24 protein-coding genes and 7 tRNA genes are annotated in these 23,126 nt (G+C 41.6%); 9 read left to right on the top strand and 22 right to left on the bottom strand.

The features are described from left to right. Window positions 1–3: 3 nt before the first annotated feature. From AN391_RS02250 to dnaQ, 15 genes are all read right to left on the bottom strand, one after another. Window positions 4–1,116 carry a DUF6136 family protein gene (locus AN391_RS02250; protein ID WP_055013891.1) on the bottom strand — a complete coding sequence of 371 codons (1,113 nt, stop codon included), beginning with the start codon at window positions 1,114–1,116 and terminating at the stop codon, window positions 4–6. Continuing rightward, a complete protein-coding gene (locus AN391_RS02255) occupies window positions 1,113–1,703 on the bottom strand; it encodes an ATP-binding cassette domain-containing protein (RefSeq protein WP_055013892.1) in 591 nt (196 codons plus the stop codon). Before AN391_RS02255 ends, AN391_RS02250 begins: the two co-directional genes overlap by 4 nt. Window positions 1,704–1,903: 200 nt before the next feature. Continuing rightward, window positions 1,904–3,037 carry a PepSY domain-containing protein gene (locus AN391_RS02260; protein ID WP_055013893.1) on the bottom strand — a complete coding sequence of 378 codons (1,134 nt, stop codon included), beginning with the start codon at window positions 3,035–3,037 and terminating at the stop codon, window positions 1,904–1,906. Between the two features lie 17 nt (window positions 3,038–3,054). Further along, window positions 3,055–5,094 (bottom strand): TonB-dependent receptor domain-containing protein, encoded by a 2,040-nt coding sequence (locus AN391_RS02265; RefSeq protein WP_055013894.1) that lies wholly within the window; start codon window positions 5,092–5,094, stop codon window positions 3,055–3,057. 111 nt (window positions 5,095–5,205) lie between these two features. Further along, a complete protein-coding gene (locus AN391_RS02270; protein WP_055013895.1) occupies window positions 5,206–6,561 on the bottom strand; it encodes a histidine kinase sensor domain-containing protein in 1,356 nt (451 codons plus the stop codon). After that, window positions 6,558–7,271 carry a response regulator transcription factor gene (locus AN391_RS02275; protein ID WP_055013896.1) on the bottom strand — a complete coding sequence of 238 codons (714 nt, stop codon included), beginning with the start codon at window positions 7,269–7,271 and terminating at the stop codon, window positions 6,558–6,560. The genes AN391_RS02270 and AN391_RS02275 overlap by 4 nt, the downstream gene beginning before the upstream one ends. Window positions 7,272–7,511: 240 nt before the next feature. Continuing rightward, window positions 7,512–7,588 (bottom strand) — tRNA-Asp (locus AN391_RS02280). A 53-nt stretch (window positions 7,589–7,641) separates the two neighbouring features. Continuing rightward, window positions 7,642–7,718 (bottom strand) — tRNA-Asp (locus AN391_RS02285). 37 nt (window positions 7,719–7,755) lie between these two features. After that, window positions 7,756–7,832: transfer RNA gene (locus AN391_RS02290), tRNA-Asp, on the bottom strand. Window positions 7,833–7,869: 37 nt separating this feature from the next. Continuing rightward, window positions 7,870–7,946: transfer RNA gene (locus tag AN391_RS02295), tRNA-Asp, on the bottom strand. A gap of 31 nt (window positions 7,947–7,977) precedes the next feature. Continuing rightward, window positions 7,978–8,054: transfer RNA gene (locus AN391_RS02300), tRNA-Asp, on the bottom strand. Window positions 8,055–8,095: 41 nt separating this feature from the next. Continuing rightward, window positions 8,096–8,172: transfer RNA gene (locus AN391_RS02305), tRNA-Asp, on the bottom strand. Window positions 8,173–8,199: 27 nt separating this feature from the next. Beyond that, window positions 8,200–8,276 (bottom strand) — tRNA-Asp (locus tag AN391_RS02310). A 98-nt stretch (window positions 8,277–8,374) separates the two neighbouring features. Continuing rightward, window positions 8,375–9,745 (bottom strand): TIGR03503 family protein, encoded by a 1,371-nt coding sequence (locus tag AN391_RS02315; protein WP_055013897.1) that lies wholly within the window; start codon window positions 9,743–9,745, stop codon window positions 8,375–8,377. A gap of 8 nt (window positions 9,746–9,753) precedes the next feature. Then, entirely contained in the window at window positions 9,754–10,467 is a 714-nt protein-coding gene (gene dnaQ, locus AN391_RS02320; protein WP_055013898.1) for a DNA polymerase III subunit epsilon, read from the bottom strand. 68 nt (window positions 10,468–10,535) lie between these two features. On the opposite strand from dnaQ, the gene rnhA reads away from it, so the two are divergent. Next, a complete protein-coding gene (gene rnhA, locus AN391_RS02325; protein WP_055013899.1) occupies window positions 10,536–11,000 on the top strand; it encodes a ribonuclease HI in 465 nt (154 codons plus the stop codon). A 78-nt stretch (window positions 11,001–11,078) separates the two neighbouring features. Here rnhA and AN391_RS02330 read toward each other — a convergent pair whose 3' ends face one another. Then, window positions 11,079–11,855: a class I SAM-dependent methyltransferase gene (locus AN391_RS02330; RefSeq protein ID WP_004585979.1), complete on the bottom strand. Its 777-nt coding sequence runs from the start codon at window positions 11,853–11,855 to the stop codon at window positions 11,079–11,081. 53 nt (window positions 11,856–11,908) lie between these two features. Here AN391_RS02330 and gloB point away from each other — a divergent pair, with 53 nt between their 5' ends. Both gloB and AN391_RS02340 read left to right on the top strand, forming a co-directional pair. Beyond that, entirely contained in the window at window positions 11,909–12,682 is a 774-nt protein-coding gene (gene gloB, locus AN391_RS02335) for a hydroxyacylglutathione hydrolase (protein WP_055013900.1), read from the top strand. Between the two features lie 184 nt (window positions 12,683–12,866). Continuing rightward, a complete protein-coding gene (locus tag AN391_RS02340) occupies window positions 12,867–14,444 on the top strand; it encodes a LysM peptidoglycan-binding domain-containing protein (RefSeq protein ID WP_055013901.1) in 1,578 nt (525 codons plus the stop codon). A 279-nt stretch (window positions 14,445–14,723) separates the two neighbouring features. On the opposite strand, the gene AN391_RS02345 is transcribed toward AN391_RS02340, so the two are convergent. Genes AN391_RS02345 through AN391_RS02355 form a run of 3 tightly spaced genes read right to left on the bottom strand, consistent with a single transcriptional unit; the run spans window position 14,724 to window position 16,250 of the window. After that, window positions 14,724–15,173, bottom strand: a complete 450-nt coding sequence (locus AN391_RS02345; RefSeq protein ID WP_055013902.1) for a flavodoxin — start codon at window positions 15,171–15,173, stop codon at window positions 14,724–14,726. After that, the gene (gene truC / locus AN391_RS02350) at window positions 15,173–15,937 is read right to left on the bottom strand and encodes a tRNA pseudouridine(65) synthase TruC (RefSeq protein WP_055013903.1); all 765 of its coding nucleotides are present in this window, start codon (window positions 15,935–15,937) and stop codon (window positions 15,173–15,175) included. The genes AN391_RS02345 and truC overlap by 1 nt, the downstream gene beginning before the upstream one ends. After that, a complete protein-coding gene (locus AN391_RS02355; RefSeq protein WP_055013904.1) occupies window positions 15,930–16,250 on the bottom strand; it encodes a YqcC family protein in 321 nt (106 codons plus the stop codon). The genes truC and AN391_RS02355 overlap by 8 nt, the downstream gene beginning before the upstream one ends. A 105-nt stretch (window positions 16,251–16,355) precedes the next feature. Here AN391_RS02355 and AN391_RS02360 point away from each other — a divergent pair, with 105 nt between their 5' ends. Then, entirely contained in the window at window positions 16,356–17,384 is a 1,029-nt protein-coding gene (locus AN391_RS02360; RefSeq protein WP_055013905.1) for a DUF3549 family protein, read from the top strand. Then, a complete protein-coding gene (locus AN391_RS02365) occupies window positions 17,384–17,683 on the top strand; it encodes a DUF3301 domain-containing protein (protein ID WP_055013906.1) in 300 nt (99 codons plus the stop codon). The genes AN391_RS02360 and AN391_RS02365 overlap by 1 nt, the downstream gene beginning before the upstream one ends. Before the next feature lie 740 nt (window positions 17,684–18,423). On the opposite strand, the gene AN391_RS02375 is transcribed toward AN391_RS02365, so the two are convergent. After that, a complete protein-coding gene (locus AN391_RS02375; RefSeq protein WP_055013908.1) occupies window positions 18,424–19,068 on the bottom strand; it encodes an N-acetyltransferase in 645 nt (214 codons plus the stop codon). A gap of 210 nt (window positions 19,069–19,278) precedes the next feature. On the opposite strand from AN391_RS02375, the gene AN391_RS02380 reads away from it, so the two are divergent. From AN391_RS02380 to AN391_RS02390, 3 genes are all read left to right on the top strand, one after another. Further along, entirely contained in the window at window positions 19,279–19,518 is a 240-nt protein-coding gene (locus AN391_RS02380) for a DUF2789 domain-containing protein (RefSeq protein WP_055013909.1), read from the top strand. A gap of 109 nt (window positions 19,519–19,627) precedes the next feature. Beyond that, window positions 19,628–19,891 carry a hypothetical protein gene (locus tag AN391_RS02385; RefSeq protein WP_004585969.1) on the top strand — a complete coding sequence of 88 codons (264 nt, stop codon included), beginning with the start codon at window positions 19,628–19,630 and terminating at the stop codon, window positions 19,889–19,891. Window positions 19,892–19,904: 13 nt separating this feature from the next. Further along, window positions 19,905–20,678: a Zn-ribbon-containing protein gene (locus tag AN391_RS02390; protein WP_055013910.1), complete on the top strand. Its 774-nt coding sequence runs from the start codon at window positions 19,905–19,907 to the stop codon at window positions 20,676–20,678. 44 nt (window positions 20,679–20,722) lie between these two features. Here AN391_RS02390 and syd read toward each other — a convergent pair whose 3' ends face one another. Further along, window positions 20,723–21,262 (bottom strand): SecY-interacting protein, encoded by a 540-nt coding sequence (gene syd, locus AN391_RS02395; RefSeq protein ID WP_055013911.1) that lies wholly within the window; start codon window positions 21,260–21,262, stop codon window positions 20,723–20,725. Window positions 21,263–21,321: 59 nt separating this feature from the next. Here syd and queF point away from each other — a divergent pair, with 59 nt between their 5' ends. Further along, entirely contained in the window at window positions 21,322–22,167 is an 846-nt protein-coding gene (queF, locus tag AN391_RS02400; RefSeq protein ID WP_055013912.1) for an NADPH-dependent 7-cyano-7-deazaguanine reductase QueF, read from the top strand. 67 nt (window positions 22,168–22,234) lie between these two features. On the opposite strand, the gene AN391_RS02405 is transcribed toward queF, so the two are convergent. Then, on the bottom strand, window positions 22,235–23,116 hold the full coding sequence (locus tag AN391_RS02405; RefSeq protein ID WP_055013913.1) for a peptidylprolyl isomerase: 882 nt from the start codon (window positions 23,114–23,116) through the stop codon (window positions 22,235–22,237). Window positions 23,117–23,126 lie beyond the last annotated feature (10 nt).

Here is a 23,126-nt window from a genome sequence, read left to right on the forward strand (position 1 = left end):
CCGTTAGGTTAACGCCGCCAACAGTCCGCCTGTTGTGATCACCCAAACCAGCGCGTAATGCGCTGGTTTTTTTTGTGCGATAACTTGTTGCAATAAGCACCAAATAATACCTATTAACACCAATACGCTATTTGTCAGATTGAATAAGATCATATACCCAATAAGTGCGGGCAATAACATAACTAAACTTGGGATAAATTGGCTAGCATAAAAGGCTGTTTGCTTGTTCTGCATTTTAAAAAACACACTGTATTGTTGATGTATATGACTACAATCAAAGTGCAATGAGCTACTAAACAACACCAAATAGGCAAGTGAAACAATACTGAAAATAGTAACTAAATCAGCTCGCTGTTGTAGCAACACCTGCGATACAACAAAGACGCACAGCAATAGAGCCCCTCGCCAAACTAAAGTCCAACTATTTTGCATAAAAAACATAAGCCAAAAGCCGGTAAGTGAGCTTAGCTCTAATTTAGCCGTAAAATTAAAAGGTACCATTAAGCTACTTAAGGCAAATAACAACACAAACCCACACTGATAAATCAGTGGACTTACATCAAACGGTAACATTAACCACATTGCGGATAACAAAAATCCATAAACAAGTGCTATTGGTTTGTATAAACATAAAATGCCGAGCGTAAATTGTAATAGTAAAAACACCAAAAAATGCGGCACTTGAAGCCACTGGTTTATGCTTAGATCGATTGCGATAACAAGGCTTGCAATCAACCAGCCATTACTTAACAGCAAAAGCTTTATATCTATTAAGACTAGCCAATATCGCTTTACCAACGTCTGTTGAAACGCTCGCTGGGGGGAGTTCTTTATTGCAGACTTCATTGCGCTTAACATGACACTTTGTAGCAACAAATACAGCCAGGCCATTTGCGCACCATATTGAGGTGCATCACTACTATCAATAATTTTTCCAAGCCCTAAAAGTAGTAGTAATACTAAACCTAATACTGATGAGCCTAACACCACTAAAAATAACAACCCAAAGCTTTTCAGTTGTAAAAATAATTGTGTAAGCTCGGCCTTGTATGCCCCAATACGATAATCCATAAAAAAGCGGTATTGGCCAATTGAGTGTTTTAAATTTGCAATCATAAAGGCATACACTCAAAGCCATGTTTTACAAAAGCAGCTGGCTCGTGACAGGTAATAATTATTTGACCCTGTGGCTTATGTACTAAATATTCATCAAGTAAAGTTAATAAATACGCAATACTCGCTTGATCAAGCGCTGCACTGGGTTCATCTAACAGTAAATACGGTGCATCGCGCATAAGCGCTAAAATTAACTGACATTTCTTTTGATTACCTGATGATAGAGCGTCAAAGCGTGTATTTAGAAATTCATTAAAATGAAATCCATCAACTATAGCTGTTGGCCAACGACAGCCAAATGTATTTGAGGATAAGTTAATTACTTGCTTTGCTGTTAAGAAGTCAGGTAAAGCAATACAATCTGAGGCTATAGCAACTTGCTTATGTGGTTCGGTTAATGTGTTTCCAGAAAACAAAAGCTCACCACTTTCGTAAGTTTCAAGCCCGGCTAGCATCATTAATAGCGTGGTTTTCCCTTGGCCATTAGGTGCTTCTATGCATAATTTAGGTGCTAAAAATTCTCTATTATAATTTTCATACAAAATACTATGACCAAACTGCTTATGTAATCCTTTAATTTGTATCATTGTTCACTCTATTTTTCAGACCCTTGTAGCAACATATCAAAAAGCACTATTCATTGTGATGTAACACTATACTTCTACACTCCCAGAGCGATATGTTGGGTCAAGTTGACGTGTTTTGCAATCCGCACCAATGAAAAAGCCGCCTTAATAAATTAAAGCGGCTTAGTTGACGAAAAGTTTATTTACTTATATTCGCCCTGCTAAGTTTTAACTTTGCGTCTAGGTACTAAACGCTGCCAGGCTAAAACAATACCAGTGTAAACCAGTAAACAGCACAAAAGTGAAGCAATACCAGCAATTGTTTGCCCAATGACACCAAAATATTCACCTGTATGTAAAAACCGCGCGGTGCCCCATGCTTGATCGCCAGGCGACCAATCCGATTTTCTTAAGGTTCTTATCTGATCTCCAGTTTGAGTATCTAAGTACAATGAATATGCTAGCTCCTGTCGATGACCAATACTGGTATCGATATAAAACCTAGCTACATGCTTTTTATTGCCCAGCTCTATCCAGATTGAATACCAATCAGCTGCACCATTATTATGTGCATGCGCTTTAGCCTGTTGCAGTAACACTTCATAAGGCTGAGTATCGGCCGATAAATCTGATACTGGCGGATGCCTCTCTCTTACTGGTACATCTTGAGAAAATGCGCCATACAACGCTTTATTGGCCCAATCAAAGTGAAACAAGGTTGCTGTCAACGACAAAACCAACAAGATAGGCAAACACCAAAAGCCAAACACAAAATGCCATTGCCGATCTCGTTGTTGAGTATGTTTATATTTTTTTGCGAGCAATAAACGGCCTTTCAGTGCCGATCGATTAAATCGTTTCGGGATCCAAAGATAGGCTCCTGATAGCAATAAGAAAATAAACAATAAATTGGCATAACCATTGATATTTTTTCCCACAGTTTGGGCTGGACCATGCAACAATAAATACCGATGCAGGTCTGTAACAACATGGAAAAAGTCTGCTGCAACCCCTTCACCCTCACGTAACACAGCACCAGAGTATGGATGTAATAAATAACTATGTTTACCAGCCCATGCTGGAATAGCGGCCCCTTCCCTATTTACCCAACGAATGTAAATATGTGGCTCATCTGGGTGCATTTTTTGCAAAATAGCCACAACCTCATCGGTTGATAAGGTGTGTTGTTGGTCAACCTTATCCACCGTAAAGCGCATTTCACTGAGCTCTACGATTTGTCGTTCATAAGTTAAAATAGCCCCCGTAAAAGCCATTATAAAAATAAATAAGCCCGCTAAAACACCAATAACTAAGTGGGTCCAAAAGACCCACTTTTTAAATAATTTTAAGAACATAATATTAAAACTATGTCTTAAAATTGATATGAGACAGATAAGCGAATATCACGTCCAGCTTCATAAGGGCCAACAACGGTAGGGAAAACTTCACTATAGTCACCTACGCTTGAATGATCGATATAAAGCGAGTCAAATAAATTCGTAATTGCCACATTTAATAACAGCTCACTAGTAACATGCCACTGAGAATAAATATCAACGGTGGTGTAACTTGGCTTATTTAATGTATAAATTGAATCAGTCCAGCCTAAATCAACCGCTTGATGTAATGTATCTAAATCCAGCGACTCAACGTTAGTTACACTTAAACCAACCTTTGCATCGGTATTAATTGTATAATCAACGCCAGCTACCCAAGTATTGCCTCGGCTATTACCTAAGCCAACAAATTCGTAACCATTAATATCAATTGCATCATAGTTTACAGAATATATGCCATCACGTGGTTCAAGTTCAGTATCAGTAGCAGAAAAGCCCAAGAAGAAATCAAATGCCTGTACTCGATAAGCTAGGTCAAACTCAACCCCTTTGGTATTAAGCGTACCAATATTATTGTATACCGAGTTACCTTCATACCCTTCAAAAATTACATCATCTAAGGCTGAATTATAAATACTGGCTTTAGCTGATAAGTTTTCACTTGAGTAAGAGATTGAAGCTTCAATATTTGTTACCGTCTCAGGAACCAGGCTTTCAGATACAACCGGCGCATCCGAGCCATCATATAAATACCCGTCAAGGGTGAAACCATCACCTATTTGTTTTCCTCTTGCAGCTTCTGCATAGCCTAAGCCGAACGTCCACGCTTCATTTATATCGTAGGCTAAGCCCACATTGAAGCTCACTTCACTGTCATCTAAACTTGATGCACTTTCTGTGATAGGCGTGCCATAGTATTCATCTAATAAAATGTGTTGTTGGAATTTGTAGCTGTCGTAGCGTACCCCGTAGCTCAGTAATAACTGGGGTGTAATATCGCTATAACCTTGAGCATATACACCTAAAACACTGCCTTGCTCAGCATTCTCTTTTGCTCCAGAGGCAGGGCCACTGCTGACTTCATCATCACGATAATCAACACCATAGATAAATTTATGTTCATCAATAATGCTGGTATTTCTAATATCAAAGCCATAGGTATCAATATCGGCAAGCCATGCAAAACGTCCACCTTCAAAAGATGATTCTGTTTTATATGCACTCAGTTCTAAATGTAATAACTGGCTATATGAGAAGGTATAATTTGCAACATAAGTATCGCGTTGGGCTTCACTTGGGTATAACGCTCCGCCTTCTTGTACAGCCCAGTTAGGACGAGCCGAAAACTCACCCTCTTCATCACGCTGCTCTACACTAAGCGACAGGTAGTGGTTATTAGCAAGCTCTCCGCTGGCTTTAATAAATAACATATCTTGATCTGCTGCAGTGCCATAAATGGTATCTCCATCGCCATCTTCCATGTTATTGCGCTCAACAGTGCTAAAGTAGCCTAAAACACCCCAGGTATCACTTAGCTTGCCATAGGCACTACCACTAAAACGAGTACCATCGTTTGAAAAGTAACTGGCTTTAACACGTCCGCCAAACTGTTCGTCTTCTTGTAATAAATCCTGTGCGTTTTTTGTTTTAAATCGAATTGAGCCACCTATTGCACCTGGACCGCTGGTTGCTTCGCCAGCACCGGCCTGCACATCAATCTGTTGTAATAAATCAGGGTCAATTGTTACACGGCCAATATGGTGAAATAGTGTTGACGTTTGCTGGGCGCCATCCACTGTAATGTTTAGCAAGGAATCCTCAACACCACGAATGTATATTTTTTGTGCTACCCCAACTGAGCCGCCCACGCTTACAGAAGGAGAGTAGCGGAAGATATCTGCTAAGTCATTAGCTTGATATTGCTCAATTTCTTCGGCTGAAACAGTGAGGTTAGTGGCAGAGCCCACAACCGTAATTTGTTCAACAGACGTTTTTGTTGTTTCGTTTTGTTGTTCAGCAACTGCAGATAAGCTAAATACACCAGCAATAGCGCTGGCTAGGGCTAACTTTTTCAAGGTAAGTATCCTTTTTTGTAAATAAAAAGAATTATCATTACCTTTAATGACTGTGTATAGCAATTTTACATTTGTTACATTTTAAACATAAAAAAATGCGCCTCTGCCAGTCTATTTTTTGGGTACCCATAGTGTCATGCTCAAGCCCCCTGTTGCGTTGTTATTTGCCACCACCTCTGCTGCAATCGCATGTAATTGACGTTGAGCTAAAGCTAGCCCTAAACCAAAGCTATCACTGTTACACGAACGAGAAGAGTCAACACGAAAGAAGGGTCTAAAAATAGTATTTAAATAATGCTCAGGAACCCCAGGACCTTGATCGGTAATAGTAATCCGGTATTTATTGCCACTATCGTGACAACTAATATCAACTTGTTTATTTTTTGGGGTATAGCGCAGTGCATTTCTTAATATATTTTCAATGGCTTGGCCAAGCGCCCTATGATTACTATTTTCAATAAGCGCTTGACTGGGTAACTGGGCTATTATTCTCTTATCGGGGTATTCAAAACGCGCATCTTCAATTAATATTTCAAGCAAGTCTACAATATCAAGCGACTCTACTCGTAACTGAGGTGATTCGTTGTCGAGCCAAGATAAAGTTAAGGTATCTTCAACCAGCTTACGAATATGTAACGACTCTTTATGAATGCGCTCTAATTTCGCTTGATTTGCGTGAGAAAATTCGTGCTGTTTGGCTAATAAGTTGTCTGTAGCAATATCTAGGCGTGTCAGTGGTGTACGCAGTTCGTGGGATAAATCGGTTAACAGCACTCTTTGATGCATAATTTGCTCGCTGATCCGCTCAGCCATTAAATCAAAAGTAGCTGCCAACTGGGTTAACTCATCTTTGCGAGAGCCAAACTGTTTTCTTACCCTCACACTATAGTCTCCCGAACTAAATGCGCGAGTGGCACTGTCCATTTCCCTAATGGGGTGCATAATATGGCGATATAACACAATGGATAAACACACTAAAATCAACATAGGTAAAAAAACCTGTAATGATAGGCGTGTAGCATTCCACAATGAACCAGGGCGCATACGCTCAGGCAGCTGCACTACTAAACTTGCTTCGTTATGAGTAAACGGTAATTGCATCACTGGGGCGTGATCAAAATACAGGTGAATTTTCCAATCAATACTACGACCCAAGTTATAACCGGTATATTCATAACGATGGTTTCGATTGCCAGCCAACTCAACTACATCTGCTCGGGCAATCACAGCCCAAATATTCTCTTGTTGTTGTAAGTTACTAACCCACTGTTCAAGCGCTTCAATATCGCCTTGGTGTAAAATATCTTCTGCTTGCTTTTGCCATTTAAGTAATTGCGCACGACTTGAGTCTGAGAGCATGCTCATATCGTTTTCAAAGTGAGTGACCGCAACATTGATTAAATAAAACATGGCCACCACACCGGTGCCAATAATTAAACATAGCTTCCAAAATAAACGACGGGTCATTTAATGCAATACCCCTTGCCGTGTACCGTTTGCAAACGCGTTCCGTCCCAGCCCGCATTATTAAGCTTTTTTCGTATTCGGCTCATATGCATATCTAGGCTACGATCATATTGACTAAAACGTTTATTCAATACCACTTGATATAAAAAAGGCTTTAGCAATATCTGCCCCGGATTTTTAATCAAAATATGTAATAAACCAAATTCAATAGGCGTAAAGGAAACTACTGCGCCATGTAAGCTCACCTGTTGATGTAAACTATCAACTTCGAGTCCTTCAATATTGGTAACATAAGGTGCTTTACCGTCTTGTTTAAAGGCGCGCCTTAACACAGAGTCGACTCGTAAAAGCAGCTCTTGGCTGTTAAATGGTTTGGCAAGATAATCATCAGCCCCTGCAGATAACCCCTTAATTCGCTCTTCTTCCGCATGTTTTGCCGAGACAATAATTACCGGGGTGTTATTACAACTGCGCAAGATATTTAACATCGTTAAACCATCTTTTCCCGGTAACATCACATCTAATAAGATCAGGTTAAAGCTTTGAGTTACCGCAAGGTGCAACGCATCATCACCGTCAAAACACGACGTTACAGCATAACCTTGAGCGGTTAGTAACTCACTCATTTGCTCATTGAGCAAGTTATCATCTTCAACGACTAAAATTTTAAATTCGAGGGTTGTGTGCTGAAAAGCGAAAGAGTTTGGCATATCAAACCAAGTTAGTTATCGAATGCAAAGAAACTAAAACAAATAGTAATACAAATCAATATCAAATACGTTAAATTAACTATTGTTCGTTATCTAATAAATTCAATAGTTGTATAAAAAATAAGCGTGACAGATAGCTTAAACACTAACGTTTTAAGGCTAAAAAACTTGAACAGGTAATTTCTAGTGATGATTATTTAAATAAGGTTTTTATAAGCTTGCTATTGAGGAAATAACAAGTGGCGGAGTGGACGGGACTCGAACCCGCGACCCCCGGCGTGACAGGCCGGTATTCTAACCAACTGAACTACCACTCCGCAGTGGCATGTGCATGGGGTAATGCACTTACTAATTTTGTTACGATATCAAATGGCGGAGTGGACGGGACTCGAACCCGCGACCCCCGGCGTGACAGGCCGGTATTCTAACCAACTGAACTACCACTCCGCAGAGATATCATATTACTTGTCATTACTAAATTTGTTGGCGGAGTGGACGGGACTCGAACCCGCGACCCCCGGCGTGACAGGCCGGTATTCTAACCAACTGAACTACCACTCCAGCATACAAATTTTGTAATATAACAGTGTTTAAATAGTGGCGGAGTGGACGGGACTCGAACCCGCGACCCCCGGCGTGACAGGCCGGTATTCTAACCAACTGAACTACCACTCCAGCGCATATTTAAACTGCTATTTTTTCTTATTGGCGGAGTGGACGGGACTCGAACCCGCGACCCCCGGCGTGACAGGCCGGTATTCTAACCAACTGAACTACCACTCCATAATAAGAATATGTTTTACAACCATATGTTGTGTAAGTGTTGGCGGAGTGGACGGGACTCGAACCCGCGACCCCCGGCGTGACAGGCCGGTATTCTAACCAACTGAACTACCACTCCAGCGTCTACTTACAAATTGTCGAAAATTGGCGGAGTGGACGGGACTCGAACCCGCGACCCCCGGCGTGACAGGCCGGTATTCTAACCAACTGAACTACCACTCCGCATTTTCGTTTCTGCTTAGGTCTCCCTTTGCAGCGGCGTGAATAATACGAATCAGCCCCTACTTCGTCAAGGGCTTTTTTGTTTTTTTACAGGTTTTTTAGTCATCTGACATCGAAAGGTTTAAAATTTCACCTGATTTGTCACTTTTTGAGCCATTTTTGCCGACTTGATTTTTTTCTGCCTCGCCATTGTGCTGACCGCCTACTTTCTTTTTGTTTAAAAAAGGGAGTTTAAAGTTAAATTTGATTGGCTTTTTCTGTACAAAAATACGAATTACTAACCAGCCTAACAATAAAATGAGCAAATTACAGCCCGCGATTAAAATCACTAAAGTAGAAGAGGCCATTTTTTCTTCAACGGGCTCTGTTTCCAAAGGGAGGTTTTGATCAATCAGCGTAGCTGGGTCTATTTCGGGCACTGCTTCTATGGGTCTTTCTATCTCAAACTTGTACGTTGGTATTGTGGCCATAAACTCACGCCCGTTTATATTAGTACCAAAAACAGACAGTTCAACGCTGTATCTTCCCCAATCATAGTTTTTAATTGCCAGTTGTCGTGTGTCACCTGCTTGCGCATCAATCGTAAACATCTGCTCTTCGTTGTTAGGGTAATAAATTTTCCCCTGTACAATAACGGTGTCGGGTTTAACTATGTTGCTATCTATATTAATAGTTAGCAAGTGCTCATCGGTATCAAGCTCTGCCAACGCTATTTCAGATTTAAATGGCGGTTCATGCACAATAATAGGGTCTTGCACAATACGTCGTTGTAGTAAAGGAGTGGCTATGTAGAGCTCAGGCGTCCACTGCCCTGCTGGAAAGTCTAATTTAAATTCGCCAGTAAACACCCCATCTTTAGGGCGTTCGTCAAAGCCGCGCCCATCGTCTTTAAATTCGGCAACTTCTTGAATGCCGGCACCAAAGTTTGCGTAGCTTTCATCGTTAGTGCTTACAAAGTCAACGTTAAGGCTTACCACATCTTTAAATAAGTTTGCATCGATAGGCTCATCATCATTTAAAATTTCGCCCGTTATTTTTATTGTCTCACCTCTAAACAGCATAGGGGGTAACGGCTGTGCTTTTAAAGACACCTCCCCCAAAACCACAATGCGGCTGTCGGGCAAAATACGGCCAATAACTTGCCATGGGCCCGCCATCGGTTTTTTTATGGTGATTAAATCGTAACTAAGCTCATCAAACCAATCGAGATTGGGATCTTTAACGGCGTTGGTGGCAAAGTATTTGCTGCCATCGGGCCTAACTAAAATAACCGCAGGCGACCCTGGCTTTCTAAAAAATAGTAAGGTTATTTCGTCTAATTGGCTGTCTATACGAAAACGGTTATCTAGCAGCGGTATTTCATTTTGTTGGCCGTCGCGTTTGAGCAGCTCTACTTGCTTAACGGCAAACGCACTGGCGCTAAACAGCGAGGCGGCGCATAGTGCAGTTATAAAATACATCGTTTTCATAGTTGGCCTTATTCAGCGCGCCATAAACAGTGGCCGCCTTCTTTGTTTACAAGATCGAGTCGTGCTTCGTGTGCGCTTTGCTCTGCATCGTTTGCGCGCAATACAACCAAAGGTGCTCGGTCACTACTTAAGCGCCTTATGCCGCCAGCTTGTTGCTCGCTGCCGTCATCTTTATTTTGGTTTAAGTTTAGCTTGGTTTGCCCGCCGGTCATGGCAAGGTAAACATCGGCTAAAATTTCAGAATCCAGTAACGCGCCGTGTAAGGTCCGTTTGGCGTTGTCTATATCATAACGACGGCACAAAGCATCGAGGTTATTCTTTTGACCAGGATGCAAGTCACGCGCCATTTTAAGGGTGTCGAGAACTTGGCAGTACTCGTGCGTATTTGGATAGCCTTGGTTAAGCAGCGCAAACTCGTTATCCATGTGGCCCACATCGAACGGGGCGTTATGTATTACAAGCTCTGCACCTTTAATGTAATCAAAAAACTCTTGCGCTATATCGCGATAAAGTGGTTTGTCACGTAAAAACTCATTGGTAATACCGTGAACATCTATTGCTTCTTCTTCAATACTACGTTGTGGATTTATATAAACGTGAAAATTGTTGCCGGTTAAGCGCCTGTTTACTAACTCTACACACCCAATTTCTATAATGCGGTGACCCTGTTTAGGGTCGATGCCGGTGGTTTCTGTATCTAAAACTATTTGTCTACGTGCCATATCGAATTTAGCCTGACTCTGGTATCTTTCTATAATCACTTTATTGTACATAATATCAAGGTAAAACAGTGCAAAAAACCGTAGAGATTTACACCGATGGCTCATGCTTAGGTAATCCAGGCCCGGGTGGTTATGGTATTTTTATGATTTATAACGGCCACGAAAAAAAATTAAGCCAAGGGTATAAGCTCACCACGAACAATCGCATGGAAATGCTCGCAGCCATTGTTGCCCTTGAATCACTTACCCGCCCTTGCACAGTTAACCTCACCACAGATAGCCAATATGTTAAGCAAGGCATTGAATCGTGGATTGCAAATTGGAAAAAGCGAGGCTGGCAAACATCAGCAAAAAAACCGGTTAAAAATGTCGATTTATGGAAACGCCTTGATAGCGCTTGTAGCGAGCACACGGTTACATGGAAATGGGTCAAGGGGCATAGCGGGCATAAATATAACGAAATAGTTGACGATTTAGCACGTGAAGCAGCAAGCAGTAGCAATCTACTTGATGATGAAGGCTATCAGCCTTAACCCGTTAAAGCTTACGCACTTTTTAATGTCATGAATGTTAGGTTTTTCGAGCCAATAAAAAAGTGCGTCTTACTTTCTTTAACTATTATTATTTTTTTGCTCACACTGCTTAAAGTGCTGTTTTGAGGTTTGCCTAAGCCCAGCCCCTTTTACGGGTGAAAACTGCGGCCTTGCATGCCACTTAGGTTTTATAGGCGTAAGCGGAGCTACGCGTTTTCGCGCCACCAGCATGTACACACTCCCCATAGGTTTTAAATACTGTTTGGCAAAACTGCGCCAAAATGCAAACCGCGAAAGCCTGTTACCACGCGCAAGAGATGAGTAAATAAAGCGCTCATCGCTAATAATTTCAAACCCCAATAAATTAAGCCAATCTTTTACCCGCGCAGGCGTAAAAAAACGCCCCGTCCACGGCAGTTTTTGGCCGCTAAAAGGCAACATTTGCGCCAATCCACATAAGCTAAACGGATTAAATCCGGTAATAACAATGTAACCACCGGGTATTAGCGTGCGGTGCGCCTCGCGTAATATGTGATGAGGGTCTGAGTGATACTCTAAGCAGTGGCTTAAAATACATGCATCCACACTGTGCTCATAAAAGGGCAACTCGTCTATATCGGCTATCACACCTGTGTAAGGCCCCTCTTCGGCAACACATACTTGGTGCTTTATAGTGCTTACACTGGTATTAAGCTCGCCACTTAAATTCCCCAATTTAAGCATATGGTAGCCAAACATACGTGGCAGCCATTGATCCATTTTTTGTTCAATGTCAGCACGTAAATAGTCCCCATGAGGGAACTGCTGCCATGACAGCGGTTTGGGTCCTTCTTGAAAACTAAGGGCTGGTTTCATTTTTATAGCTCGTTATACTAGGTGTTATCTGTCACTTTATAGAGCAAATTAATATGGTGCAAGTTAAAGCAATTAAAGCCTTTTCTGACAATTACATTTGGTGTTTAACTACCCATAATAGCGACCTAGCATGGGTGGTTGACCCTGGCGACGCTCAGCCCGTTATAGCACATTTAGCAGAGCATAATTTACAACTTGGTAGTATTTTAATTACCCATCATCATAGCGATCATACCGGTGGCGTAGGCGAACTTGTAAAACAGTTTCCAAGTATTGCCGTGTACGGCCCTATAAACAGTCCCTTTGCGGGAGTCACCAACACTCTGGTTGATGGCGATAGCATTGAGGTATTGGGTGTGCGTTTTAATATTATTACTACCCCAGGCCATACGCTTGATCACATTTGTTATACTCATGAAGAGTTGGCCTTTACAGGCGATACGCTTTTTAGCGGTGGCTGTGGGCGATTATTTGAAGGCACGCCAGAGCAAATGTGGCACTCGTTTAATAAGCTGCGTGAGCTACCTAAAACCTGCAAAGTGTATTGCACCCATGAATACACACAAGCTAATTTAGCATTTGCAAAAGCCGTAGAGCCGCGTAACCCTGAACTACTCCAATACAGCGATAAAGTAGATGCACAGCGCGCTAACAACGAAATTACACTGCCAAGTACAATAGGCCAAGAGCTAAAAGTTAATCCGTTTATGCGCAGCGACCTACCGACAATTACAGAGTTAATTCCAAAAGAGTTTGTGTTGGTTACAAAAAACAATGAACCCTGGGAAAACTTTGCCAGTCTGAGACGATTCAAAGACAACTTTTAGTTAGGATATGTTGACCTGCTGTTATTAATTTTGCAGCATCGTGGTTAGGTATGACCTAGATAAAACCATTGGTTTAAAAATAGCGAATGGTTTTATCAATATGTTAAGGTTGGTCGTTAAGTGGCAATGTTGACTCATAACGGGTAGTATTCGCCGAGTTTTTTTACCTGATGTATTGGTATATATGAATAAATCTCCTCTATTAATTGCCTTGGCGGTTGCGCTAAGTGGTTGTCAAACATTAACAACCGTAGATTCAGACGCACAAGCTGCTACCCAAGCAAATAAGCGCTTAGAAGGCGCAAGCCCTAACGATATTAACAATGCATTGATGGTAAACGCACAATATCAACACGTTGAACAGAGCGAAGGCGCCCCCGTTTTTGATGATGTGTGGGAGCGTATTCGCTACCAACTGTCTATTGATGTACCGCAAAACCGCCCTGTTGTTACTGAGCGCAATTACTATGCACGTCATCAAGCTTATTTAGATCGCATTTCAAAACGCGCAGAACCTTACTTACACTTTATTGTTGAAGAAGTAGAAAAGCGCGAAATGCCTATCGAAATCGCGCTTTTACCTATTGTAGAGAGCGCGTTTGACCCATTTGGCTACTCTAATCGCAGTGCTTCGGGTATTTGGCAATTTATGCCAGCCACAGGCGAGCGTTTTGATTTAAAACAAAACTGGTGGTACGACGGCCGACGCGACATAGTGCAATCTACGCGTGCTGCCCTTGATTACTTATCGTATTTACACAAAACCCTTGAGGGCGATTGGTTAAACGCCATTGCGGCTTATAATTCAGGCGAAGGGCGTTTAATGCGTGCGATTAAGAAAAACCGTAAAAAGCATTTACCCACCGACTTTTGGTCTTTGGATTTACCTAGCGAGACCACCGCGTACGTACCAAAACTTTTAGCCCTTGCCGATTTATTAAAACGCGCTGATGAGTTTAATGTAAAGTGGAAGCCGGTAATCAACGCGCAAGTTGTAGAAGTGGTTGATGTAGGCTCACAGATAGACTTAGCACTGGCCGCTGATATGGCCGATATGACCCTGACTGAGCTATACAGGTTAAACCCTGGCTTTAATCGCTGGGCGACCGATCCTAACGGCCCGCACTTTTTATTGTTACCCAGCGATAAAGCTGAGCAATTTAGCCAAAAGCTGGCACAAACCGATGTGAAAGACCGTTTACGTTGGCAACAATACACTGTGGCGCGCGGTGATAGCCTATCGGTTATTGCTAAAAAGTTTACCACCAGCACCAGTGCTATTCGCTCGCTTAATAAATTAAAGTCAAACACCATACGTATTGGCCAACAGTTATTGGTCCCCTTAACCGATGGGGCAATTAATAGCGAACATTTACCTAAACAAATGCGTTTAGCCGCTAATAAAGCCACCCGTAAAAAGCTGTCGCACACGGTTAAAAGTGGCGACACCCTGTGGGACATTAGTCGTGAATACGATGTCACCATGGATGAGCTGGCCTCGTGGAATAAACTGAAGAAAAACGCAGTGTTGCGCTTAAATCAAAAGCTCACTGTGTATAAATCAGCGAGTAAACCACAAGCAACTGCAAGTACTAATCGCACCATTACTTACAAAGTACGCCGTGGTGACTCGCTCGCACGTATTGCGTCTAAATTTAATTTAACCGTAAACGAAATTATTAAGTGGAATAACTTAGCCGGCCAAAAGTATTTACAACCAGGCCAAAAGTTAAAGCTTAAGGTTGATGTAAGAAGTAGTTAACCAACGGTTTAATATTTAAAAAAGGAGCGCATGCGCTCCTTTTTTGTTTTGTGCATATAATACCAATCCGCAATAATACTTAATCATTTTCAGGGACTAAACGTGTCACTATCTGCGTTTAAAAAATCTCATTTACGACTGCATGGATGCAGAAGGTAGAGCAATGCAGGAGCAATTGCCGAGAACAACTAAATCGCGAATTTTTTGCCTTGCTATCAACACGTTTATCCATCCTCAAAATAGATCACTTAATTATGCGCATTGGTATAAAGCAGTTTACTAAGCTGGTAACTTTTCAAGCCATGCTTTTAACCACGGCTCTGCTACAGGCCATGGCTCAAAGTCTTCACAGGCATCTATTTCTAAACGGTTTCCTATCGGCTTAGCTTGCAAGTCACGTAGTAGCTCATCAAAGCTGCGCCCTGCACCGCAAAACGTATCGCCGTAGCATCTATCGCCCATAGCAATAACACCAAATGGCTTATCGGTTAGCATCGGAAATGTGCTGTTCATAGCAAAGTAGAGCCCCGCTAAATTGCTAGGTACATCGCCCTGCCCTGTGGTTGAGGTAACAATTAATATATGTGAGGCGTTTTTTATATCATCAAGTGAGGCCTCACTAATAACGCTCGCAGTGTGCCCCGCTTTTTCTATTGTATTTGCAACGTCGTAGCTTAAACGTTCTGCGCCGCCGTTAACGCTGCCTACAAAAATACTAATATGTGCCATTAATAATCCTTTTCTTGCTGTGGCCAACCTAGTTGCTTACATATACTAAGCATGTCTTCACCTAGTGGCGCTTTAATTACGATGGGTTTATGCGTATAAGGGTGCACAAAGCTAAGCTGCGTTGCAAATAACATTAACCGCCTAAGTGCAAAATGCTCCCTAAAAAATTGATTGTGCTGATTATCACCATGATTTACATCACCAATAATAGGTATTGATAAATGATTAAGGTGGCGCCTAATCTGATGCTTTCGCCCAGTTTTTGGAAAACACTCTACGAGCGAGTAACGTACCGTGGGGTATTTACCGATAGGGATGGGTAGCGTGGCTTGATGCAGACAATTAAATTGCGTTTGCGCCGCTTGTGGCGCTTTATTTTGCGTAACAAATTTGTCAGCTATTTTATCAAGCTCTTCTTTTAATGGTTTATCTAAAAATACCGATTCAGGTGCAAAACCACGTACAAGCGCTAAATAACGTTTTGTAATCGTGCCGTCAATAAAAAGCGTGTTCATGTCTCGGGCGGCTTCTGAGCTTAGCGCAAATAACAGCACACCTGATGTTGGTCTATCTAGCCTGTGCACCGGAAATACATGTTGCCCTAGTTGGTCGCGCAGCATCTGCATTGCAAACTGGGTTTCGTGTTTATCTAAAAAAGAGCGATGAACCAATAAGCCTGCGGGCTTATCTATGGCAACAAAGTAGTCGTCTTGGTAAAGAATATTAAGCTCGCCGTACGCTATAGGTTCTCTCTTTTCAGTCATGGGGGTTACCTAAAAAAGCATCAAGCTCACTAAGTAACGCTATAATTTCGCCGCTGCCGGTTTTACCCACTAACGCCATTTCAGCCATGGGCGCAATAGCAAAATTTTGTGGTAATGGTTGGTTAAGCGTTATTAATTGCTGCATTTTTTCAATAAATACAAACTGTAACCACTGCTCAAATGCCATAGTATCGTGACAAAACGGCACTTGAGATTGTAATCTATTTGCCTCTATTGGCGTAATTTGCCACAGCTTATGTTTTTTTAAAAGTGTGCTTAATTGGTTTAAATAAGCCTGCGTTTGTTGATACATAACCACTCTTCTTTTTACGTTATGGGGCAATTATACCCTGTTCCCTCAATGCCTGCTATGGCGTATAATTGAGGTAATTTTGCAGTAAAAACAATTGAGATAACGATGAGCGAACACATAGCGACACTTGGCCAACTTTTAGATGGCGCCGGTACACAATGGCGTGCTTTTGATATTGGCAGGCATATTACTAAGCTTGATAAAAAACAGTTTTTAGCTATCGAGCAAGCGCAAGTTCCTTATCCTTATCCGCTTGCAGGGCATGCATGGCTGGCTATTCAATTTTGGGATAGCAAAGCAAGTAAAGAACCTTATGTGTGGTTTTTAAAATTTCCACTTGATGAGCAAAGTAAATTAGTGAGCGCGAGCCGCGATCATTTCGCTAATATGGTTATTGAGGCCCTAGGCAGCGAAATTACCGGCGAGCAAGCCGATGGTAAGCTAGATAATAACCCTTATGTTTTTACCCCTAATGCAAATAAATTAGCGGCTTTTAACGCCCAACTTAAAGTATTGTTAAAGCAGCCAGCCTCTAAATATTACGAGCATACGCAGCTGTACTTTAGTGGTGATTTAGGTTTTGATGATTGGCAAAGCGTTGCGCTACAAGGTATTGCGGATTTTGCACTGCGCCTAAATCACGACAACAACTTAGCAAACTTGCAAAATGCTTGGCCGCATTTACCACTTGAAGTATTACAGCCTCTGAGCGCTATGCTTGAACATGTAGAAATACCGCCATCACTCAGTGAGCTTTTAGTCGCCTATGGCCACACTGCCATTGAAAATAACGATACTATTGCACTGACTGCCGCACTGCGCTCACTTTCAAAAGGCCAAGCGCAAGGGCTGTGTATACAACTAGTAGATGCTGCATTAAGCTCATCTCTTAGTACTGATTCAGATGTACTTTTAACAATTGCAGGGCGTTGTTTTGCTCAACTAGAAGAGCCTGAGCGCTTACATATTTTTATGGATAATTGTGCGCACCACCAGCAAATTGCCGAGCTATTTCCCAGTATATTTGCTGATTTAGTTGCAATACCCACTATACGCCCACACTTATTAGGCTTATTACGTAAAGAAAATCGCAGCGAAACGCTCGCTCGCGCAATTGGAAGGTTGTTCTCTTAATGGCTACTTTGTGGACGTTTATCGCTATTGGCGCTGTAATATACTTATTTTGGCTAAACCGAAAAGTAGCAGAAGCTGCTAACAGTCATGCTGCGCGCCAAGCTGAACAATTACAGGTTCAGTTAATGAGCGTAGCGTGCACAAAGCGCCGCTTTGGCGTTTTAAAAAATGGCAAACCGGGGATCAAAAGCGAATTTATGTTTGAGTTTTCAAGTGATGGCGAAAATGCCTATCAAGGTATTTTAATTATGGAAAATGAAATGCTAAAAAGTGTTGTTGTGCCCCCACACAAAATTTAACGCTAATCGTTAAACCAGTGGGGTTAAAGTGAAACCACTAAAATAAGTTAATACATAAAACTAAGGCGTAACAAAAGTTACGCCTCACTCTTACAGCATCCTGCTTGTTATCCTTGACCCAAAATCCGTATTATCATCCCCTGAACGAGTAAACAACCCTATTTACCCTCAACATTGCATCCTGCAAAATCCATAACCATCCTGACTAACCCGCGTAAACTAACGCTTGGCTACTTACTGTAGCATCATCCTTGGTCATCCTTTTAAGTAGCTCCTGCCACTTTAAATGCATCCTGCATTTTCCACTTGCCGCCTTGGCCATCCTGCGTAAACTAACGCTCCTGCTACTTCCTGTAGCCTCATCCGTAAATATCCTTAAGTAGTTCCAACTACTAAGCGCTTCATGCACTTCCTCGTTCGTCCTTGCGTCCTTTTTAATTTGTCCTTTATGCTTCCTGCTGGCATCTGCTATGTTGCCTATTCCGTATCCTTGGCAGTAGCTTAGTCATTAAGCTATGTCGTCTTGACACGTTAAATACTACGCGAGTTTGGGTTTCATCCTACTAGGTAAACAAAATTAATTTTTCGTAATATATATGAAAAAATATGAAACCCCATACAAAACAGAACCTTACCCTATTAAAGCTGCATTTGTGAACGACCGTAACTGATAATGCGCACGTCAATGTAAGATATATCTCACGGGCATATGTCCGTAATGGCGCTTATCGCTTACAGACTTACTTTGCATATGGTTTAAAAAGAAGCTCTCCAGATACTTTATTAAAGGCAAGTGCTTTATAGGTGCTAAATCCTTCTGATTTAAAAAACGTATTATGCTCTTGGCGTGTAACAAAAACGGCAAGCCCTTTGGCTCCTGTGTTTTTAGTTGCTAAATCATCCAAGCCTCGTAACAGGAAACGCCCAAGGCCGTGGCCTTGCACGTGCGGGTCTACCGCAATAAACGCTAAATAGTAGTAATCGCCAATCTCATTAAGCGCAGTGCGTATTGTTTGCTCTTTTTCTATTAGTTGGTTGGTTTGCAAATACCCTGCACTGAGCATTAACTTTAAGCGCCAATGCCAATAACGCTCTGGTTGTAATTGGCTGCTTGACTCAAATACACACGCGACCGCCTTTAATTTATCATCGCGGTACAAGCCTATTAATGGCAGCTTTTCTTGCCAAAAAGCACTGAGTTCTTCGCGTATCACTGAGCGTAATTTTTTCTCGTAGGCAGCCATATTATGTTGATCATAACCTAATAAATTTTGCAGTAGCGGATCATCATGATAGGCCTGATAGATTAAACTCCCTGCCGTGCTTATATCTTCAGGGGCGAGGTATTGTACGCTTAATGTGTGCTCATTAGAGGTGACTGTCATTGTGTATCCTTTTTGCTTTTCTACCCTCAACGTTGCCAGTTGTTTACCACATGTAAGATGGTTGGTAATTGTATGGCGAAAATGTTTATCTATACTACACGTTAACTATATACCTAAAGCAAAAATACCGTCAATTCAGCGAGAGTTTAACTAGCAAAGCCTATAGTCTGGCTCTAAGCTTGGTTTAATTTAATCAGATGGAGTAATAATATGGATACGACAAAACATGATATGAAAACGTTGTTTGCACAATTGGGTTTACCTAGCTCAGAGCAACAGATTGACGATTTTATTGCTTCTCACTCACTAGAAGACACAACGCTTTTACAACACGCTCCTTTTTGGGATGAAGCACAGCAGCATTTTTTAGCAGAATCGCTAGCAGAAGATGGCGCGTGGAGCGAAGTAATTGATGAACTTGATGTAAGGCTTCGCCAAGAAGGTAAGTAATCCCCCCCTCTACTTATACCAAGGCTTTATGCGCCTTGGTATTGTTGCTACTATAGCACCCGCGCAACAAACACTTGCTGCGCATATATATTAAAGAGTTACAAATCTAATGAATGCAGTTGTATTTGATGCAATTAAAGTCCTTCTTGATGAAGGCAAAACCCCTACTGTTGCCCTAACTAAAAGCCGTTTAGCACAACCTGTGCCTATGCCGGTTATTATTGCTGCAGTAAGCCAATATAAAAATAATCCTGATTCAATTCATAATTTAATGAAAAACCCTGAGCAGAGCATCGTTGAGCCTAAAACATCTCAACTCGATCGCATTGAGAAAAAACTCGATAGGTTGCTAGCCCTGTTAGAGCAAAAATAATTTGAGACTATAAATGTTCGTTGTTGATTTAACGTTTGACTGCTACCAAGACACTACCCTAGAACACGCCGAGCAAGCCATTAACCGGTTAGTTAATGCACTGCGTTTTAATGGCCAAATTATGGGGGAAGAATTCCCAACTGTATTAAAAGATGGCTATTTTATTACCCGGGTAATGTGCCCAACCGAAGACGCCATGCACCCATTAAATAATAGCCCTTTTGTAAAACACAGTATTGAGAAGCTACACAGTGCTGGTTTGCTTGCCCCTAAAATAAAAGTGATTGGCCAAGACATTCACTCAAACGGTGCCGATACCTGTAAATCGCCTTCAAGCTATATTTTATACACAACCTATGTGCATACCTGTAGCCCACTGTATTGTGGTGATGACTTTTTACCTGTGCCATTGTTTACTATCCCCGCTATTGCAAATGGGGACTATAAAACACTCATAAAATGGCAAGAAGATTGGCAAGCCTGCGATCAAATACAAATTAATGGCGCTACGCGGTGCGAATTTCCCGCGCTTGAAGAAATATCAAGCACAAAAAGTGACTTATATCGCCGCGGTAAAGACATTGCTAAACGTATCCGCTTTTTAACTCAAAAACCGGTTTATTATTATTTATACCGTGTAGGTGGTGTCGATAAAGCCTCAGAGCTTGAGCGTAAATGCCCTAGCTGCAATAGTGAGTGGAAACTGCCAGAACCGTGGTTTGGGTTATTTGACTTTAGATGTGAGCCATGCGGGTTGGTATCTAATATTTCGTGGGATTTTCAGTAACAAACTAATAGGTGCCAGTAGTGAGTTAAGCTGGCACCTACTTTTTACACTGTTAACGCTTTTAAAAATGATTCTATATTGGGTGCAAGTACATGATGCGGCTTTTTACCCACGTACTCTAAACATACCTCACCGGTATTTACCTGCACGGTAACCAGTAGGTCATCTTGCTCAGTTAAACCAATGAATAGGGTTTCTGGCTGCTTTAACTTTCGTTTCATTAAGACATGGCCAGTAATATTTTGTTGCAGCAGGTCAAAATCATCTTTATTCCACGCTTGTAATAACTCAACACGGTGGCCATCGATGCTGGCTAAAATACTGCCGCCATACATGTGCCCATAAAACTCATCAAACCCTGCAGGGAAGCTCAGCTCAAGTGCGTTAGCTAAATCTGATAACGAACCTATGGGAGATTGCAAAGCACTTTTCCATTGAATATTGCCTTGGGCGTCTACTTCGCCAAATTCACACGGGCTAGGCCATTGCTCATCGTGTGCCATAAGCGGGTATTTAGCGGTGTTTTTAACGGTTTTTTCACAAAATTGTGCGTGAAGTTGGGCCATTTGCATTGCAACAGACATACTGCGAAACTCATTTAAATTAGATATAATCCATCTATTGTAACTATTTAAGAGCAAACATGACAGATTACAGCAATTCTCCAGATCTCAAAGGTAGTGTGTTAGGGCAGTCTACTGAATACGTAGATGTATATTCGCCTAGCTTACTTTTTCCTATTGCCCGCAAGTTAAATCGTGATGCTTTAAATATTGACGAAGCCGAGTTGCCCTTTAAAGGCCAAGATATTTGGACAGGTTATGAGCTTTCGTGGTTAAACGCTAAAGGTAAACCACAGGTTGCCGTGGCTTTATTTACTTTTGCGTGCCAAAGCAGCCATATTATTGAATCTAAGTCGTTTAAACTTTACTTAAATAGCTTTAATCAAACCCGCTTTGAAAGTATTGAGGTAGTAAGACAGCATTTAATTGAAGACTTATCAAATGCGGTAAATAGCGATGTAGCAGTAACTTTATACGCACCTGATGACTATAACTGCTTACCTTGCACGCAATTACCTGGGCAATGTATTGACGATTTAGATATTGAAATAGATAACTACGATATTGACGCCTACTCACTTAAATCAAAAAGTGACACCCAAGTAACTGAGACCCTGCACAGCCATTTACTTAAATCTAACTGCTTAATTACCTCGCAGCCTGATTGGGCCAGTATAATTATTCGCTACACTGGTGAGCAAATATGCCATGAGGCACTCTTGCGCTATTTAATTTCATTTAGAACGCACAATGAGTTCCATGAGCAATGTGTAGAGCGTATTTATAGTGATTTAACCACGCAGCTAAATATTAAAGAGCTTGAAGTCTATGCGCGTTATACACGCCGTGGTGGACTAGATATAAATCCGTATCGTTCAACGCACTATAACGATACGCCGTTTGCGGTAAAAATTAATCGCCAGTAATACCAATCGACTTAAATATCACTATAAAAAAAGGAGCCTAAGCTCCTTTTTTTATACACATTATATGCTAATTAATGCGCTTAGTCGGAATAGGCATTGCGCACACATCAACATAGTTATGGGCGTGCACAAACCAAGGTTCGGTACGATTTTTTCGCGCCTCAATCAATTCTCTAAATGATTGTGAGTCTGTGTTCATAACACTAAAGGTGCTTTTATCACGCTTAATATCGGCTAACACCTCAATGTTTGTAATTGGGTTAAATGGCGTATTAGGAACAGGCTTACGCTGTAAACGATTAAAGTGCTGCATACCTTCAAGCACTCTTCCAAACACAGTAATATTATTATCAAGGTAGCGCGGACCTTGCCCAATGGTGACAAAAAATTCCGTGCTTGCACTGTTTATCTCATTGCCACGCGCCATGGCAAACACGCCGTGGCAATGTACCTGCCAAGTTTTTGTATTAGTAGCATTTTGTGCGACGGCAAAACCGTTTAAAAACCCCGTTACAGGCGCGTACCCATCACCTTGCAGCTCTGTAATTTTAAGCGGCTGTGTAGTGGTATGGTAAAACTCCGCTGGCACCGTTTTATTAGCCGTTTTAATTGGTTTGTTGCCTGAGCTGTCGCCACCTTGTGCTACAAACCCTTCAACAAAACGATAAACACGGGTATTTTTGTAAAAACCTTCTCGTGCAAGTTGTTTTATGTGCGCAGTATGTTTAGCTGCAAGCTGCGGGTTAAGCTCAACATAAGCCGCCCCTGTAGGTAGCGTAATTTTTAAAATATTTTGCTTGTCTACATTTCGCCATTCGTGCGCTTTAGCCTGCTTTATTACCTCGCTTGCGCTACGTGTTGGGGTTTGTTGAGTACTCGCGTATTGCTCTGTGTGTTGGGCACAGCCAGTTAATCCTGTTATTAGTGCTGCTAAATATAATCCTTTCATATAATTCTAT

The organism is Pseudoalteromonas sp. P1-13-1a, assembly GCF_001401875.1.
In the GTDB taxonomy this organism is placed as follows: domain Bacteria; phylum Pseudomonadota; class Gammaproteobacteria; order Enterobacterales; family Alteromonadaceae; genus Pseudoalteromonas.